Below are 15416 nucleotides of genomic sequence, written 5' to 3'. Positions count from 1 at the left end.
GGGCTCAGACCCGGCCGTCGGCCCCCGACAGGAAGACATCGACCGCCAGCTCGATCCGCTCGCGGATGCGCGCGACATCGTCCTCGACGCCGCGCAGCAGGTCCTCGATCGTGCAGGGCAAGGCCATGTCGAGCAGGAGATCGGCGGCACGCGCCGTATCGGACAGCCGGATCTCGCGGCGGGCGACGGCGCGGTCGAGCTCGTCGCGGATCGCCCGGCTGAAGCTGCGCGGCCCCTCCTCGATCAGCAATTCGACCAGGTTGGGATAGCGCGGGGCCTCGGCCATGACCGCACGCAACAGCTCGAGCGGCGCGGCACAGATGCCAGGGGCGAGATCGGGCCCCAGCAGCCGCTTCAGCCGGGCCGGCAACGGCAGGTCGCGCTCGGCCGGTGTCAGCGGCCGCACCACCCGCGCCCCGAGCCGCCTCAGCACGCCGGCGAACAGCTCCGTGCGCCCGTCGAAGACGGCATAGAGGGTGCGCTTGGACATGCCCGCCTCGCAGGCGACCGCTGCCATGGTGGTGCCCGAAAGGCCGCTTGCCAGCAGCACCTTCTCGGTCGCGTCCAGAATCACAGCCTCGCGCTCGGAAGCGGTCATCTGCAGCGGCCTGCCGCGCCTTGGTGCGGTTGCGCATCGGTTCAAGGCAACTCTTCCGCAGTTAAGGTGACTGTCATATCCGCCGTGCAGTTTGATGTTGCACAGAGGCGCGGAAGCAAATACCGAAACCCGAAGGTTTTGTAAATCCGTGCGACCGAATGACCGCCCCGAGAGGAGCTTTTACATGACGCGATCCCGTCCGCGCCCTTCCCGGGCCGTTCTTCCTGTTCTAGTTGCGGCACTTACGCTGACCGCAGCCGCCGCCTTCGCGCAGGCCCAGGGCGGCGGACAACCGCCGACGGCAGTGACCGTCGTCACCCTCAAGGCCGAGGATGTGACGCTGAAGACCAGACTGCCCGGGCGCGTGATCGCCTCGGGCATGGCCGAGGTGCGGCCGCAGGTGGCGGGCATCATCACCGACCGTCTGTTCGAGGAAGGCGCCGATGTCGAGATCGGCGACGCGCTCTACAAGATCGACCCGGCCAGCTACGAGGCCCAGGTGGCCGCGGCCAGGGCTTCGGTCGCGCAGGCAGAGGCCAACCTGAAGGCCGCCGAGAAAGAGGCGACCCGGGTGCAGACGCTGCTTGACCGCAATGTGGCGAGCGAGCAGAAGGTCGATGACGCCATTGCCGCGCGCGATGCCGCGAGCGCCGCGCTGCAGGTTGCCGAGGCACAGCTTCTGAGCGCCGAGATCGACCTCGAGAGGACCACGATAAAGGCGCAGCTTTCGGGCACGGTCGGGCGTTCGCTGACCACGCGCGGCGCGCTGGTGACGGCCGGACAGGCCGAGCCGCTGGCAACGATCCGGACGCTCGATCCGGTCTATGTCGACGTCACCATGTCGGCGGCCGAACTGGTGCACTGGCGCCGCGGCCATACCGAGCGCAGGCTGGCCAATGCCGATGTCTCGGTCGAGCTGAACCTGCCCGACGGCAGCGGCTACGAACACAAGGGCACTCTGACGGCGGCCGAGCCCCATGTCGACGAGCAGACCGGCGTGATCGTTCTGCGGATGAACTTCCCCAACACCGAACGGCTGCTTCTGCCGGGCATGTATGTGCAGGCCGACATGCCCCAGGGCGTGATCGAGGGCGCGATCCTCGTGCCGCAGGAAGCGGTGGGCCGCGACAGCCGCGGCCGGCCGACGGCGTTGGTCGTCAATGCCGAGGACGTGGTCGAGTCCCGCGTGCTGACGGTGCTGCGCGACAGCGGCAACGAGTGGATCGTGACGGACGGCGTCAGCGACGGCGACCGCGTGATCGTGGCCGGTCTGCAGAAGGTCCAGCCCGGCGCCAAGGTCGCTCCGCAGGAACGCGGCGCCGCGGCGGCAGACGGTTCGGACGGCGGCGGCGAAGGCCAGCCTGCCCAAGGCAACTGAACGGCAAGGAGCCCCTGTAAATGGCCCGTTTCTTCATCGACCGCCCGGTCTTCGCCTGGGTCATCTCGATCCTCATCATGGGGATCGGGCTGCTGTCGATCTCGTCGCTGCCGGTCGCGCAATACCCGCAGATCGCCCCACCCAACGTGACGGTGAGTGCAACCTATCCCGGCGCATCGGCCGACACGGTCGCCAATACCGTGACCCAGGTCATCGAACAGCAGATGACCGGCCTCGACGGGCTGCGCTACATCTCGTCCTCCTCGACCTCGGAAGGCGGCGCCTCGATCGAGCTGACCTTCGAGACCGGCACCGATCCCGACATTGCCCAGGTGCAGGTGCAGAACAAGCTGTCGCAGGCGACCGCGCTGTTGCCCGAGACGGTGCAGCGCCAGGGCGTGACCGTGCGCAAGTCCTCGGCCAGCTTCCTGATGGTGATCGCGCTGATCTCGAAGGACGGCACGCTCGATCAGGTCGACCTGTCGGACTATCTGGAAGCGAACCTCGTTGACGAATTCGCTCGGATCGAGGGCATCGGCGAGGTGCAGGTCTTCGGCTCGCAATATGCGATGCGGATCTGGCTCGATCCCTCCAAGCTTGCCGCCTATGAGATGACCCCCTCGGACGTGGTCGCGGCGGTCTCGGCCGAGAACGCACAGATTTCGGCCGGTTCCTTCGGCTCCCTGCCCGCCCCGGACGGTCAGCAGCTGAACGCGACGATCACCGCGCAATCGCTCTTGTCGACGCCCGAGGATTTCGAGCAGATCGTGCTGCGCGCCGAAACCGACGGGGGACTTGTTTTACTGAAGGATGTCGCCAGGGTCGAGATCGGTGCCGAGAGCTACTCCACCATCGCCCGCCGGAACGGCCAGCCCGCCGCCGGCATGGCACTCCGGCTCGCGCCCGGCGCCAACGCTCTCGAAACCGCAAACCGCGTCAAGGCGAAGATTGACGAATTCTCGCAGTTCTTTCCCGATAACGTCGACTACGTGATCCCCTACGACACCACCCCCTTCGTCAAGATCTCGATCGAGGAGGTGGTCAAGACCCTGTTCGAGGCGATCATCCTGGTCTTCCTGGTGATGTTGCTGTTCCTGCAGAACATCCGCGCCACGCTGATCCCGACGCTGGCAGTGCCCGTGGTGCTGCTGGGCACCTTCGGGGTGCTCGCGATCTTCGGCTATTCGATCAACACGCTGACCATGCTGGCCATGGTGCTGGCGATCGGCCTTCTGGTCGACGACGCCATCGTCGTCGTCGAGAATGTCGAGCGGATCATCGAGGAAGAGGGTCTGTCGCCGCGCGAGGCCACGCGCAAGTCGATGGGCCAGATCACGGGCGCACTGATCGGCATCGCGCTGGTGCTGTCGGCGGTGTTCATCCCGATGGCCTTCTTCGGCGGCTCGACCGGCGTCATCTACCAGCAGTTCTCGGTCACCATCGTCTCGGCGATGGCGCTGTCGGTGCTGGTCGCGCTGACCCTGACGCCCGCGCTCTGCGCCTCGCTCCTGCGCTCGAAGGATGCGGTCCATACCCATCGCGGCCCGTTCGGCTGGTTCAACATCCTGTTCGAGAAGATCGCCGGAGGCTACGGTTCGACCGTGGGCTGGATCGTGCGGCGGCCGCTTCGGGTCGGCGTGATCTATATCGCGCTGGCCGGGGTGATGGCGCTGCTCTTCATCCGGACCCCCACGGGCTTCCTGCCCGAGGAGGATCAGGGCATCCTGTTCACGCTGATCCAGGGCCCGACCGGCGCGACCGCAGAACGCACCCAGGCGGTGGCCGACGAGATCCAGAACTACTACCTGGCCAACGAGGCCGAGAACGTCAATTCTGTCTTCACCGTCACCGGCTTCTCCTTCGCCGGACAGGGGCAGAACATGGGAATCGGCTTCGTCCAGCTGAAGGACTGGGACGAGCGCGAGGACCCGTCGCAAAGCGTGCAGGCCATCGCCGGACGCGCCTTCGGCTCGTTCAGCCAGATCCAGGACGCGCTGGTGTTCCCGATCGTGCCGCCTTCGGTCATCGAGCTTGGCAACGTCTCGGGCTTCGACTTCTACCTGCAGGCCCGCGGCGGCCAGAGCCACCAGGAACTTCTGGCCGCGCGCAACCAGCTTCTGGGAATGGCCGCGCAAAGCCCGAAGATCGGATCGATCCGGCCCAACGGGCTGGAGGATGCGGCCCAGTTCAATCTGGACATAGATTGGCGCGCAGCCGGTGCGATGGGGCTGTCGGCGACCGATGTGGGCAATCTGCTCTCGGTTGCCTGGGCGGGCAAATACGTGAACGACTTCGTCGATCGCGGACGGATCAAGCGGGTCTATGTCCAGGGCGATGCCGAGGCACGGGCGACCCCCCAGGATATCGAGCTGTGGCGGATCCGGAACGACTCGGGCGGGCTCGTGCCCTTCTCGAACATCTCGACCGCAAGCTGGGAATTCGGCGCCCAGGGCCTGACCCGCTATAACGGCATGCCCTCGATGCAGCTTCAGGGCTCGCCGGCCGATGGCGTGACCACCGGCGAGGCCATGGCCGAGATGGAGCGGCTGGCCGGCCAGCTGCCGCCCGGCTTTGCCATCGCCTGGACCGGCCTGTCGCTGGAAGAGCGCGAATCCGGCAGCCAGGCGCCGCTTCTGTATGCGTTGTCGCTGGCGGCGGTGTTCCTCTGCCTCGCCGCGCTTTACGAAAGCTGGGCGATCCCCTTCGCGGTGATGCTGGCCATGCCGATCGGGGTTCTTGGCGCGCTTCTGGCGGCCTGGCTCGGCAATTTCGAGAACGGCGTGTTCTTCCAGGTGGCGCTGCTGACGGTGATCGGCCTGACCGGCAAGAACGCGATCCTGATCGTCGAGTTCGCCCGCGACCGGCAAGAGGCGGGCGAGGGCCTGTTCGAGGCCGTCATCCATGCTGCCCAGCAGCGGTTCCGGCCGATCATCATGACCTCGATGGCCTTCAGTCTCGGCGTGCTGCCGCTGGTGCTGAGCTCGGGCGCGGGCTCGGGCGGGCGAAACGCCATCGGCTCTGGCGTTCTGGGCGGCACGCTCAGCGCCACCATCCTCGGCGTGCTGTTCGTGCCGCTGTTCTATACCACGATCCGCAAGGTCGCGGGCGGCCGCATGGCCAAGTGACACCGCGCCGGAAAGCTGCGCATCGCCCCAGAACGCCCGGCCGGAAACGGCCGGGCGTTTCCGCTTGGGGAAGCATCTCGCGGGGGATATTCCGGCCGACATGCGCGGCCCGCCCTAGCAAGGCGGGACAGGCTCAGAACGCGTCGTCGCCCGGAGCGCGGCGGCGTTGCTGCCACTGGTCGTAGAACGTGACCCGGCCGCGCCCCCGCCGCTTGGAGTCGTAGAGCGCGATATCGGCCTCCTGCAGCAGCACGTCGGAAGAGGGCCGCCGCGAGATGGTCGCAAGCGCGATGCCGATGCTGGCCGAAATCCGGCATTCCACCCCTTGCAGGCTCATCGGCTGCTCGATCCGTTCGATCAGCCGCGAGGCATGGGCAAGCAGATGATCGCGGTCGCCGAAATCGACCATCAGCACCACGAATTCATCGCCGCCGATCCGGGCGACGACATCGCGGCTCCGGAAATGGCTGCGCAGGACCGCCGCGACGATGCGCAGGACGCCATCGCCCACCCCATGACCATGGCTGTCATTGACCGCCTTGAACAGGTCGAGATCAACCTGCATCAGCGCGAAAGGCAGGTCGCTTGCAACCAGCCGGCTCAGCGCATCGTCGAAGGCCCGGCGATTGGCAAGCCCGGTCAGCGTGTCGGTCGCGGCCTCGACCTCGGCAGAGACGCGGGCCCCGTTCAGCCGAAGCGCCAGCCGCCTGAGTTCTCCCACGACCGCGGTCTTGGCCTCGTTGAGATAGAGAAGCTCGATCGCGAGGTCGGTCGGCGCGAAATCCGACGAGGTGAGGTCGAAACGACCGACGGCGTCGACCAGCGAGATCCCGAGCGACAGGTTCAGCAGCGCCGTCCCCCCGGACAAGGGAACCACCAGCCCCTTGAGCGCGATCTCGGGCCGGGCATTCAGCGTGAACTTGAGCGCAACGCCCTGCATCTGCAACAGATCTTCCAGCCGACGCGCCGCGCGGGGCCGGCGCAAGGTGACGATCTGGGTCCAGGCGCATGGCAGCAGCGGTGCCCCGGCCAGACGCTGCAGGGTCGGCCCGGCCCGGAGCACCTCGCCGCCGGCGCCGATCCAGACATGCATCGGCATCAGCCGGTCGAGCGCGGCACCGGACAGTCCCGGCCCCGCGTCGCAGCCCACGCCCTCGTCGCCGCCCGGCCTGTCGGACAGTTGCGTCATGGCAGCGGCCCCTTCAGCGAGAAACTGCGGCCGGTCGAGAAGGAGCTGTCGAGCAGGCGGACCCCGAGAAGGCCGCCATCGGGCCGCTCTTCAAGCGGTTCGAGCAGAACCAGCGCCCCGTAATCGTCGGCCATCGCCCGAAGCAGCCCCTGCAGGATATGGAAGGCCTCGGGCCAGTCGCCGCGACAGTCGAGCCGGTACCCGTCGGCCGCATCTTCGGCGAGGCGCAGCTCGGGCAGGACCAGATCGGGCACGGCAAGCCGCGTGCGGTCGGGCAGATCCTCGAGCGAGAACAGGAAATCGAGGAATGTCTCCCCGCCGAAGCGCAACAGGCGCCGGACCGGTTCGAGCGCGCTATGCGACACCAGATAGGTTCCCAGATCCTCCAGCAGCATGGTCTGCGGCAGACCGAGCCGGGCGCCGGCGGCGCCAAGCAGCGCCTCGGTGGTATCGTCATCGTAGTTCAGCATGGCCTCGAAGGCGTGACGTTCCAGCCCGGCATCGCGCACGATCTCGGCCCACACCTGTTGACCATAGGTGTCGGCAAGAAAGAAATGGATGGCGCGATTGATCAGCCCGTGCATACGAACCGGCCCACTCCCTGAACGATCTGGCAGAGGCGATCCTCTCCGCGTCGGCTTAAGAAATGGCAAAGATGCGCCCGCCCCGGCCGGCATCCGCGGCCCCGATCGGCGTCGGCGCCCGGCGCGCCGGATCAGCCTTGCGGCTCAGCGCCCGAAGAACAGCGTCCGGCCCTCGACCTCGACCGCATTGAGCCGCATCGGCCGCAGCTCGTAACGGCCCGCGATCAAGGCATCGATGGCGGCGCCCGCGTCCCGATAGGGATTGGCCCCACCGAGATAGTCGGGACTGCGCATCGAATAGCCGCTCGCTTCGGCGAAATAGGCGCGCAGAAGCGGGCCCTCCCCCGGGCGCTGGGCCAGAATCAGGATCTCGTCGCCGGGCCGGTCGCCGGAGAGATCGGCCAGGACCGCGACGCAGGAGGGGTTGCCCCCGGCCGTGCGCAGGGCGCAGGCTTCGGAGAACTGCCGGACTTCCCAGGGCCGCAGACCGGCGATGAACCCCTCGGGCAGCACCGCGCCCTCGGGCCGGACCGGAAGCGTCCGGACCAGCCGGTTTCGATCCTCGACAAGCGTGCGGCCACGCCGCGCCATCTCGAAATCGGAGCGGCTCGCTGCCAGCTTCAGCGTGGCAAGCTGCCTGTCCATGCCCTCGGCGCCGGATCCGTCCGGCATCGCGGCCAGCCGCGCGAGCGCGGCCTGCCCCGCCCGGCCCCAGTCATGGCCGAGGGTCCAGAGATCGAGCTGCTCGGCCGGAACGCGCCCGGCGGCGTAGCGCGCCACCTGATCGGAGGCCGAGATCCGCTGCGGATCGAGCAGCGGCGTCAACAGCCCCGCCGCCAGCACCATCGCCGTCAGCGCCATCGCCACATTGACCCGCCGCACCCCGACCGCCCAATGCCGCGGCCGAAGCGCCGAGGCGGCATAGCCAAGCCCGTAGCCCAGTGCCAGCAAGGCCAGAATCGCGGCCAGGACCCGCTCGGGCGTCGCGCCATACTGCCCCAACCGCATCGCCACGGCGGTTCCGGCCAGCGCCGCCAGAACCGGCAGCAGAAGCGCCAGAAGCCGCGCGCTTCCCTCGGCCAACCCGCCCCGGGGCCGGCACTCCTCCCCGGCATCGGCGACCGTGGAAATCAGCGTGACCGAACCGAAGGCCGTTGCCAGCAGGATCGAGGCCGCCGACAGACCGCCGAAGAGATGCCCGATCCCGCGCAGCGGCAAGGCCAGCAGAAACACCGCGACCACGGCCAGCACGACCGGCAGCAGCAACCGGAACAGCCCCAGCACCAGTTCGGGCGAGAGATATTCGGACCGCTCGCCGACGACCGCCAGCGCAAGCCCCAGCGTGACCCCGCTCAGCAGATAGGGCACCGGCCTGAGATCCAGCAGCCAGTCGATCGCCTGCAACCCGACCAGACCGAACAGCGCGTTCGACAGAAACAGGATCCCCCAGACCAGCCCGACGAAAAGCCAGGCCGCGGCAAGCCGCACCATGATCTCCCAGGACCGGGTGAACAGCGCGCGATAATCGAGCCAGCGCCCGCCGGGAGAGAAACCCGAGATCAGGAAGGGCGGCGCCAGGACCAGCAATGCGGCAAAGGCGGCAGGCGCGACGATATCGTCGAGCGCGCCCGAAACCGTGTCGAAACGCAGGCTGGCCCAGGTCACGAGCCCGGCCATCGGCAGGGCCATCAGGGCCGCCGCCGCCAGCGCCCGGCCAAGCCGGAGCGCGCCCGCCATGGCAAGCGCGGCGACGAAGAAGGCGGTTCCGAAAACCGAGAGGAACAGGTGAAGCCGCGCCAGCCCGGCCATCGGCCCGGGCAAGAGCCCGAACATAAGCCAGGCCGCAAGCCCGGCGACGCCGCCCAGAATTCCGAAGCTCCACCGCCCCGGCTGGCCGTCCGCTGCCTCTGCCATCGTTGTCTCCTAGATCCTCGCCGCGCGACCATAGCGCCGGGCGGACACGCGGACCAGAGCGCCGGGGCGCCTCTCGGCGGTCAGCCGCGTTCGGCCCCGATCCCGTCGAGATACTCCGGCAGCGCGCCGACATCGGGCAGCACGACTCCCGCGAGGTCGGACAGATCCTCGGCCCGGGCGGTGCCGGTCAGAACGGCCGCGGTCGCCGCCCCCGCGGCCCGGCCCGCGGCCAGATCGAACCGGCTGTCGCCCACCATCAGCACCTCGTCCGGGCTGCGGCCGGTCGCGGCGGCGAAGGCCAATACCTGCCCCGGTTCCGGCTTGGCACCATGGCCGCTGTCGAATCCCGCGACGAAATCGAAGGCGCCGCGCACGCCTGCCGCCTCGAGCTGGGCAAGCGCGGGCGCCTCGGCGTCATTGGTCGCGACCCCGAGCGCGAGCCCCCGCGCGGCAAGCCGCTCGAGAAGCGGCCCGAGCGCGACGGCGGGGACCATGCGCGCGGCGAGGGAGGCCTCGGTCAGATGCCGCGCCAGTTCTTCGGGCTGCCATCCCGGCAGATGCGGCAGCAGCCGCCGCACGACATCATCGGTGGTGCCCGCGACCACCGGGCTGTCCGGACGGAAGCGACCGGCGCAAAGATCGAAGCCCAGCGCGCGCGCCAGCGCCGCGCGGCGGGCCGGGCTGCCCTGTGCGAGCTCGTTCAGCAACTCGAGCGCCCAGCCGGCCCAGCTGCGCTGAAAGTCGAAAAGCGTTCCATCCTTGTCGAAAAGGATTGCCGAGATCCTGGTCATGCCGGTTCCTGTCTGTCCCGGCCCGTTCTGGGGTGCGCGGCACTCGGCTGCAAGCCCCCGCGGATCGAAAAGCAACGAAAATACCCGGCAATCAGGTCCAGTGCGGATCGGCGCCTCCGGGCAATCCCGCCCGCGCCGCCAGCACCGCCTCGCCGGGCCGACCGACGGCCGCGCAGAAGCGCAGCACCCAGGCATCGTCAAGCAGAAGGAAGTCCAGAACCGACGCAAGAAAGTCCGGTTCCGACGCCCGCTCGCGCAAATCTGTCGCACTGGCCCCCGTCGCGCCCAGGAAAACCGGCAACAGCTCGTCATCGCCGACCAGCCAGGCCAGCGCCTCAAGCGCCACAGTTTCGGCGAAATCCTGCATCCATTGACACCCCGACAAAACGTTAAAGGGTTTGTTAACGAATACGTCTCAAAAATGAACCCGAAAAACAGGGTAAATGGTTCCCAAACGCATTTCCTGTGGAGAGCCGATGTCTCGCCGAATATTGATCGTGGATGACGTTGCGACAAACCGGATCGTGATGAAGGTTCGTCTTCGCAACGCCCATTACCAGGTCCTCCAGGCCAGCGACGGCCGGACGGCTCTCGAAGTCGCGCGCGCCGAACACCCGGACCTGATCCTGCTGGACATGTGCCTGCCCGACATCGAGGGAACCGACCTCTGCCGGCGGCTCAAGGCCGATCGCGAGACCTCCTCGATCCCGCTGATCGTGGTCACGGCGGGCCGGGCGCCCGAAACCAAGATGCGCGCGCTGGAGGCCGGGGCCGACGAGTTCCTGTCGAAACCGCTCGATGAGACGATCCTGCTGGCGCGGGTGCGCAGCCTGCTGCGGGCGCGGGAAACCGCCGAGGAACTCGCGCTTCGCAACGGCACCCATCAGGTGCTGGGCTTCGCCGAGGCGGCCCCGGACTTCGCCCCGCCCGGTCTGATCGCGCTGATCGCCAGCGATCCGCGCCGGGCGCGCGCCTGGCGCGCCGCGCTGGTGCCGCTGCTCTCGGACAGCCTGACGGTGCTGAGCCGGGCCGAGGCCCTGAATCCGCAACCGGGCACGGTGCCGCCCGATGCCTATGTGATCGACGCCGACCTGACGCCCGACGGGGCAGGCCTGCGGATGGTCAGCGAGCTGCGCGCCCATCCCGGCTCGCGCGATGCCGCGATCCTGATCGTGGTGCCCGAGGCGGCGGGCGAAACGGCGGCGATGGCGCTCGATCTGGGCGCCAATGATCTGATCGCCGACCCCATGGATGCGCAGGAACTGGCGCTCCGGATCAAGATGCAGATCCGACGCAAGGCGCAGTCGGACCGGCTGCGGGCAACGCTGGAGGACGGCCTGCGCCTCGCGGTGACCGATCCGCTGACGGGGCTCTTCAACCGCCGCTACGCCCTGCCCCATGTCGCCAGGATCGCCGAACGCGCGGCCGAGACCGGGCGAAGCTTCGCGCTGATGATCCTCGACATAGACCGCTTCAAGCTGGTCAACGACCATTACGGCCATGCCTCGGGCGATGCCGTTCTGGTCGAGGTGGCGCGGCGGCTCAAGGAAAATCTGCGCGCGGTCGATCTGATCGCACGGATCGGCGGCGAGGAATTCATGGTGGCGCTGCCCGAAACCGATGCCGAGCGCGCCCGCAGCACCGCCGAGCGTCTGCGCCAGGCGATCGAGCGCCTGCCGATGGCCCTGCCCGGCGGCGCCGGCGAGATCCCGGTGACGATCAGCGTGGGCGTGACGATCGGCGATGGCTGCGCCTTCGTCACCGGCCAGGGCGATCTCGAGACAGAGGTGCGCGAGATTATGGAGCATGCCGACCGCGCGCTTTACGGCGCCAAGGCCTCGGGCCGAAACACCGTCGAGATGTCGCGCAGCGCGGCTTGAGAGCACCTGCGCACCTGCGCGAAAGACCGTGAAAGACATCGCGGACGGCCGGGACCGGGAAAACCCGCCCGCACCTGTTCAGGCTGTTCAGGCCGCGCGCGCGGATCGCGGGATGAGATCAGCGGCCTTGGGGCGGAACCGGGCAACGGTCGCGGCCGGGCGGGCCGTGGCGCAGCACCCGTTCGAGCCGGTCGGCAAAGGCCGAACGCTCCTCGGGCGACATCGCCGACAGGCGGTCGAGCATGAGTTGCCGTACCATCCCCGCATGGGTCTGCACCCGGGCCCCCTGACGGTCGAGAACCGTCGCGATCCGCTCGGCATCGAAAGTGTCGCCCCGCAGCGCGGTCAGCATGTCGCGAAAGCCCTGCCGCACCTCGCGCCGCTCTTCGCGGACCCGCGGCGCCTCGGCCCGCAGCGCCTTGCGGATCTCCGCCCGGTCGCTATCGGAAAGCGCACGCCCATAGGGGCCGAGCGCCCTCATCGTTACGGCGTCGGACAGACCGCCACCGGGCCTGTGGCTTAGAAACGCGCCGCCGATCAGGCCCAGCAGCAGCACATTGACCGCAAGGCTGAGCCCCAGGGCCAGAGAGAGCCGGTTGCGGCCTCGCCGGGGCGGGGCGGTCGCTTCGGGGTCGGACATGCTTATCCCTCCGTCAGAAAGGTGTCGAGGCTGGGCATCAGATCGCCCGGCCCATAGGCCGATCCGAGAATCTCGGTGCTGAGCCTGCCGACATCGCCAGGCCCGGCATACCCGATCCAGAGCCCGAAGACGCCCGCTGTCGCAACCCCGGCAAGGGCCGGCCAGCCGCCGATGGCCGTCACCAGAAGCGCCAGAATGCTCCGTCGCCGCGTGGGCTGTCGCCGCGGTGCCGTCCTCGCGGCGGCGGCCGTCACCATCGCGTCTTCCATGATCCGCGCCATCAGCGCCGCCGAGGGCTCGGCCCGGTCCTGCCGCGCCGCCTCGAACAGAGCCTCAAGCGTCTCGTCTTTCATCCTCGGTTCAGTCATCGTCGAACCCCAATGCCTCGCGCTGCCCTGCCAGTATCCGGCCCAGCGCCCGCTTGCCCCGGGCGGTCAGACTTTCGACCGCCTCGACGCCGATCTCGAGAATCGCGGCGATCTCGGGGTTCGAGAGCCCCTCGATATGCCGCAGGATCACCGCCTGCCGCTGCCGCTCGGGCAGAAGCGCCAGTGCCGCCTCAAGCGCCGCGACCCGCGCCGCCTGCTGCAGCCGCGCCTCGGCGCCCGGGCTGTCATCGGGCGGCTCGGGCACCTCGTCGAGCGCCCTGGCCCGCCGACGACGCAGCCGGTCGGTACAAAGGTTGGTGACGACGCGGTAGAGCCAGGTCGTCACCCGTGCCTCGCCCGGGCGCCAGTCGGGCGCGATCCGCCAGAGCCGCAGCATCGCCTCCTGGGCCACGTCCTCGGCCTCGGCCCCGTCGCGCAGGAGGCGGCGGGCATAGGACAGGATCCGGGGCGTCATCCTGAGCGTGAGCAACCGCACGGCACGCGCATCGCCCTGGCCACAGGCCAGAAGCAGCGCCTCGTCGGTCTCTCCGTCTCCGGCATCGAAAGGCATGTCCATCCTGCTTTTCGGCCTACCCCGTCGCCCCGGGCCCGGCAAGCGGGCAGCGCCCCGTCAGGACGATGCCCGCCATCCCGCGCCTCAAGGCTGCGCGGTCGGATCCTGCTGTCGCATCATGCCGCGGAAGGCCCGGATTCCGGCCTCGAATTCCTCCTTCGACAGGCTGCCATCGCCATCGGCATCGATGCGGTTGAACATCATCGCGGGCCCCGGCCGCTGGGCCAGCTCCTCGGCGCTGAGCTTGCCGTCGCCATCGGCATCCATCATCTCGACCAGCCTCCGGGCGCGCTCGGCGCGGTCCTCGGGGCTGAGCGAGGGATCGCCGAAGCCGCCATAGCCCATCGGTCCGGCCCCATCGAGCCCGCCGAACATCCCGTATCCGCCGCCCATCGCGCCCCGCGGCCCCATGCCGCCGGGATGACCGCAGGCGCCGCCCCTGCCCTGTCCCATCATGCCGTGGCCCATCATGCCCTGGCCCATGCCGCAGCCGCCCGGCATGCCGCCACCGCGCTGCATGCCCGGCTGCATGCCGCAGCCCTGCCCTCTTTGCCTCCAGTCCCCCTTGCCGCGGCCCCGGCCGGCCGGGCCGAGTTTCTCTGCCTCCTCGGGCGAGAGCAGGCCGTCACCATCGGTATCGAGATCGGCGAAACGGGCCCGGGCCCGGGCGGTGAATTCCTCGGGCGAGATCGCGCCGTCGCCATCTGCGTCCATCCGGTCGAAAAGCATGCCCTGACGGGCACCGCCCGGCCCGGCAACCGGCCCCGCACCCGGCCCTGCGGCCGCCCCGGGCCCCTGCTGGGCCATTGCCGGCGCCGTCAGCGACAGAATCGCCGCCGCCCCGATCGCAAGTGCCGCGCGCGACATCTTCGTTGCATTCCGTGCCATCTCGGTCTCCTTCGGTTCTCTCTGCCGGACGACCCCGCGTCGTCCGCCTTCAGAAGCTGTTACGGAACCCCTGCGGGTTTCCGTCGCCCCCGGCCCATTCCGCGCGATTTTCTCTCGCGCGGCCCGCTTCAGCTTGGCCCCCGGGGCTGTCGCGCGACGGTATTTTCCCGGGCTTTCCCCGGGCTTTCTTCGGGGCGACCTTGCCCCAGGCGGCACGGCTCTGCGCGCCAGTGCCAAGCCGGCCCGGGGCCGCGACATCCCGCCGCAAGGACAGACGGTCCCATTCTTAACCGTTCAGAGCGTGACTAGCTTGATCGGGCAGGCCGAGGACGCGGCATGCGATGGGACACACGGACAGGTGACATGATCGGATCTCACGCCAGACCCGTTGGCGCGGCCGTGTTGCGCGGCTGGTGCAAACGTTGCCCGAATTGCGGAGCCGGCCCGATGCTGTCGGGCTATCTCGCGGTACGCGAACACTGCCCCGTCTGCATGGAAGAGCTCCACCACCACCATTCCGATGACGGCCCGGCCTATCTGACGGTGCTGATCGTCGGCTTGCTGAGCGCGCCGCTGGTCGCGGGCAGCATCGCCGCCTTCCGCCCCGACCCTCTGGTGCTGACCTCGGTCTTTTCGATTGGCTGCGTCGCCCTGGCGCTCTACCTTCTGCCGAGACTGAAAGGGGTGATGGTGGCATTGCAATGGGCCAAACGGATGCACGGCTTCGGCCAACCGGCGGAATAGAGACCCCACCGATCCGCGATGCGGCAACGGTGATCGTGCTGCGCGATGCCGCGACGAGCCCGCGCGTGCTGATGGGGCAGCGCGGGGCAAGCGCGGCCTTCATGCCCAACAAGATGGTCTTTCCGGGCGGCGCCGTCGATCCGGTCGATGCCACGGTGCCCCTGGCCTGTCCGCTGGCCGCCGCCTGCGCCGCGCGGCTTCAGGCCGAGGCCGCGCCGGCCATGGCCGGCGCGCTGGCCGCCGCGGCGGTCCGCGAGCTCTGGGAGGAAACCGGGCTGATCCTCGGGCGTCCCGGCACATGGCCCGGCCCCGCCCCGAAGGGCTGGCGCGGCTTTGCCGCCACCGGGCATCTGCCCTCGCCCGAGGGCTTTCACTTCATCTTTCGCGCCATCACCCCGCCGGGGCGGCCGCGCCGCTTCGATGCACGCTTCTTCCTGGTCGAGGCCGAGGCACTGGCCAGTGACCCCGACGATTTCTCGGGCGCCGAGGACGAGCTGAGCCAGCTTCAGTGGATCCCGCTGGCCGAGGTGCGCCGGTTCGATCTGCCCTTCATCACCGAAGTGGTCCTGGCCGAGGTCACGCAGCTGATCCGGGGCGGGCTGCCCCCCGCAAGCGTGCCGTTTTTCGACAATCGCGACCAGATCTCGAAATTCCAGCGTCTCGCCTGACCAAACGCCCTGCAAGCCTGTCGCCCCGAGGCCCGGACCGCGCGCGGATCGGGCGGATCGGGCGGGCCGGGCCGG

The 15416-nt window shown here is 69.0% G+C and carries 15 protein-coding genes; 5 read left to right on the top strand and 10 right to left on the bottom strand.

Annotated features, from left to right (window positions below):
- Window positions 1-4: 4 nt before the first annotated feature.
- Entirely contained in the window at window positions 5-598 is a 594-nt protein-coding gene (locus tag ACK8CO_RS17605) for a TetR/AcrR family transcriptional regulator (RefSeq protein ID WP_080616650.1), read from the bottom strand.
- 184 nt (window positions 599-782) lie between these two features.
- Here ACK8CO_RS17605 and ACK8CO_RS17600 point away from each other — a divergent pair, with 184 nt between their 5' ends.
- Complete coding sequence (locus tag ACK8CO_RS17600) at window positions 783-1976, top strand: efflux RND transporter periplasmic adaptor subunit (RefSeq protein ID WP_080616651.1); 1194 nt, start codon at window positions 783-785, stop codon at window positions 1974-1976.
- A 20-nt stretch (window positions 1977-1996) separates the two neighbouring features.
- A complete protein-coding gene (locus tag ACK8CO_RS17595; protein WP_414897473.1) occupies window positions 1997-5101 on the top strand; it encodes an efflux RND transporter permease subunit in 3105 nt (1034 codons plus the stop codon).
- Between the two features lie 133 nt (window positions 5102-5234).
- Here the strand turns inward: ACK8CO_RS17595 and ACK8CO_RS17590 are convergent, their stop codons facing one another.
- The 5 genes from ACK8CO_RS17590 to ACK8CO_RS17570 form a co-directional block, all read right to left on the bottom strand.
- Window positions 5235-6290 carry a GGDEF domain-containing protein gene (locus tag ACK8CO_RS17590; protein ID WP_414897472.1) on the bottom strand — a complete coding sequence of 352 codons (1056 nt, stop codon included), beginning with the start codon at window positions 6288-6290 and terminating at the stop codon, window positions 5235-5237.
- Window positions 6287-6874 carry a heme NO-binding domain-containing protein gene (locus ACK8CO_RS17585; RefSeq protein ID WP_080616654.1) on the bottom strand — a complete coding sequence of 196 codons (588 nt, stop codon included), beginning with the start codon at window positions 6872-6874 and terminating at the stop codon, window positions 6287-6289. Before ACK8CO_RS17585 ends, ACK8CO_RS17590 begins: the two co-directional genes overlap by 4 nt.
- Before the next feature lie 144 nt (window positions 6875-7018).
- Window positions 7019-8788: a hypothetical protein gene (locus tag ACK8CO_RS17580; RefSeq protein ID WP_414897471.1), complete on the bottom strand. Its 1770-nt coding sequence runs from the start codon at window positions 8786-8788 to the stop codon at window positions 7019-7021.
- Window positions 8789-8868: 80 nt separating this feature from the next.
- Window positions 8869-9579: an HAD family hydrolase gene (locus tag ACK8CO_RS17575; RefSeq protein ID WP_080616656.1), complete on the bottom strand. Its 711-nt coding sequence runs from the start codon at window positions 9577-9579 to the stop codon at window positions 8869-8871.
- Between the two features lie 91 nt (window positions 9580-9670).
- Window positions 9671-9946, bottom strand: a complete 276-nt coding sequence (locus tag ACK8CO_RS17570; RefSeq protein WP_080616657.1) for a DUF3572 domain-containing protein — start codon at window positions 9944-9946, stop codon at window positions 9671-9673.
- 76 nt (window positions 9947-10022) lie between these two features.
- Here ACK8CO_RS17570 and ACK8CO_RS17565 point away from each other — a divergent pair, with 76 nt between their 5' ends.
- Window positions 10023-11459 (top strand): diguanylate cyclase, encoded by a 1437-nt coding sequence (locus tag ACK8CO_RS17565; RefSeq protein WP_414897470.1) that lies wholly within the window; start codon window positions 10023-10025, stop codon window positions 11457-11459.
- 118 nt (window positions 11460-11577) lie between these two features.
- Here the strand turns inward: ACK8CO_RS17565 and ACK8CO_RS17560 are convergent, their stop codons facing one another.
- The 4 genes from ACK8CO_RS17560 to ACK8CO_RS17545 form a co-directional block, all read right to left on the bottom strand.
- Window positions 11578-12099 (bottom strand): periplasmic heavy metal sensor, encoded by a 522-nt coding sequence (locus ACK8CO_RS17560; RefSeq protein ID WP_414897469.1) that lies wholly within the window; start codon window positions 12097-12099, stop codon window positions 11578-11580.
- Between the two features lie 2 nt (window positions 12100-12101).
- Window positions 12102-12452: a hypothetical protein gene (locus ACK8CO_RS17555; RefSeq protein WP_080616660.1), complete on the bottom strand. Its 351-nt coding sequence runs from the start codon at window positions 12450-12452 to the stop codon at window positions 12102-12104.
- Window positions 12453-12459: 7 nt separating this feature from the next.
- A complete protein-coding gene (locus ACK8CO_RS17550) occupies window positions 12460-13044 on the bottom strand; it encodes an RNA polymerase sigma factor (RefSeq protein ID WP_080616661.1) in 585 nt (194 codons plus the stop codon).
- Window positions 13045-13125: 81 nt separating this feature from the next.
- Complete coding sequence (locus tag ACK8CO_RS17545) at window positions 13126-13929, bottom strand: EF-hand domain-containing protein (protein ID WP_414897468.1); 804 nt, start codon at window positions 13927-13929, stop codon at window positions 13126-13128.
- A 363-nt stretch (window positions 13930-14292) separates the two neighbouring features.
- Between ACK8CO_RS17545 and ACK8CO_RS17540 the strand changes: the two genes are divergently transcribed.
- Window positions 14293-14673, top strand: coding sequence for a DUF983 domain-containing protein (locus ACK8CO_RS17540; RefSeq protein WP_080616663.1), 381 nt, complete (start codon window positions 14293-14295; stop codon window positions 14671-14673).
- The gene (locus tag ACK8CO_RS17535) at window positions 14631-15341 is read left to right on the top strand and encodes an NUDIX hydrolase (protein WP_414897467.1); all 711 of its coding nucleotides are present in this window, start codon (window positions 14631-14633) and stop codon (window positions 15339-15341) included. Before ACK8CO_RS17540 ends, ACK8CO_RS17535 begins: the two co-directional genes overlap by 43 nt.
- Window positions 15342-15416: the final 75 nt, after the last annotated feature.

Source organism: Rhodovulum sp. HP10 (assembly GCF_047553435.1).
GTDB lineage: Bacteria > Pseudomonadota > Alphaproteobacteria > Rhodobacterales > Rhodobacteraceae > Rhodovulum.
This window is presented reverse-complemented; position numbering and strand designations above follow the sequence as displayed.

Coding starts and splice junctions, on each gene's coding strand:
- ACK8CO_RS17605 (WP_080616650.1), bottom strand. CDS start 598: ATGACCGCTTCCGAGCGCGAGGCTGTGATTCTGGACGCGACCGAGAAG.
- ACK8CO_RS17600 (WP_080616651.1), top strand. CDS start 783: ATGACGCGATCCCGTCCGCGCCCTTCCCGGGCCGTTCTTCCTGTTCTA.
- ACK8CO_RS17595 (WP_414897473.1), top strand. CDS start 1,997: ATGGCCCGTTTCTTCATCGACCGCCCGGTCTTCGCCTGGGTCATCTCG.
- ACK8CO_RS17590 (WP_414897472.1), bottom strand. CDS start 6,290: ATGACGCAACTGTCCGACAGGCCGGGCGGCGACGAGGGCGTGGGCTGC.
- ACK8CO_RS17585 (WP_080616654.1), bottom strand. CDS start 6,874: ATGCACGGGCTGATCAATCGCGCCATCCATTTCTTTCTTGCCGACACC.
- ACK8CO_RS17580 (WP_414897471.1), bottom strand. CDS start 8,788: ATGGCAGAGGCAGCGGACGGCCAGCCGGGGCGGTGGAGCTTCGGAATT.
- ACK8CO_RS17575 (WP_080616656.1), bottom strand. CDS start 9,579: ATGACCAGGATCTCGGCAATCCTTTTCGACAAGGATGGAACGCTTTTC.
- ACK8CO_RS17570 (WP_080616657.1), bottom strand. CDS start 9,946: ATGCAGGATTTCGCCGAAACTGTGGCGCTTGAGGCGCTGGCCTGGCTG.
- ACK8CO_RS17565 (WP_414897470.1), top strand. CDS start 10,023: ATGGTTCCCAAACGCATTTCCTGTGGAGAGCCGATGTCTCGCCGAATA.
- ACK8CO_RS17560 (WP_414897469.1), bottom strand. CDS start 12,099: ATGTCCGACCCCGAAGCGACCGCCCCGCCCCGGCGAGGCCGCAACCGG.
- ACK8CO_RS17555 (WP_080616660.1), bottom strand. CDS start 12,452: ATGAAAGACGAGACGCTTGAGGCTCTGTTCGAGGCGGCGCGGCAGGAC.
- ACK8CO_RS17550 (WP_080616661.1), bottom strand. CDS start 13,044: ATGGACATGCCTTTCGATGCCGGAGACGGAGAGACCGACGAGGCGCTG.
- ACK8CO_RS17545 (WP_414897468.1), bottom strand. CDS start 13,929: ATGGCACGGAATGCAACGAAGATGTCGCGCGCGGCACTTGCGATCGGG.
- ACK8CO_RS17540 (WP_080616663.1), top strand. CDS start 14,293: ATGATCGGATCTCACGCCAGACCCGTTGGCGCGGCCGTGTTGCGCGGC.
- ACK8CO_RS17535 (WP_414897467.1), top strand. CDS start 14,631: ATGGGCCAAACGGATGCACGGCTTCGGCCAACCGGCGGAATAGAGACC.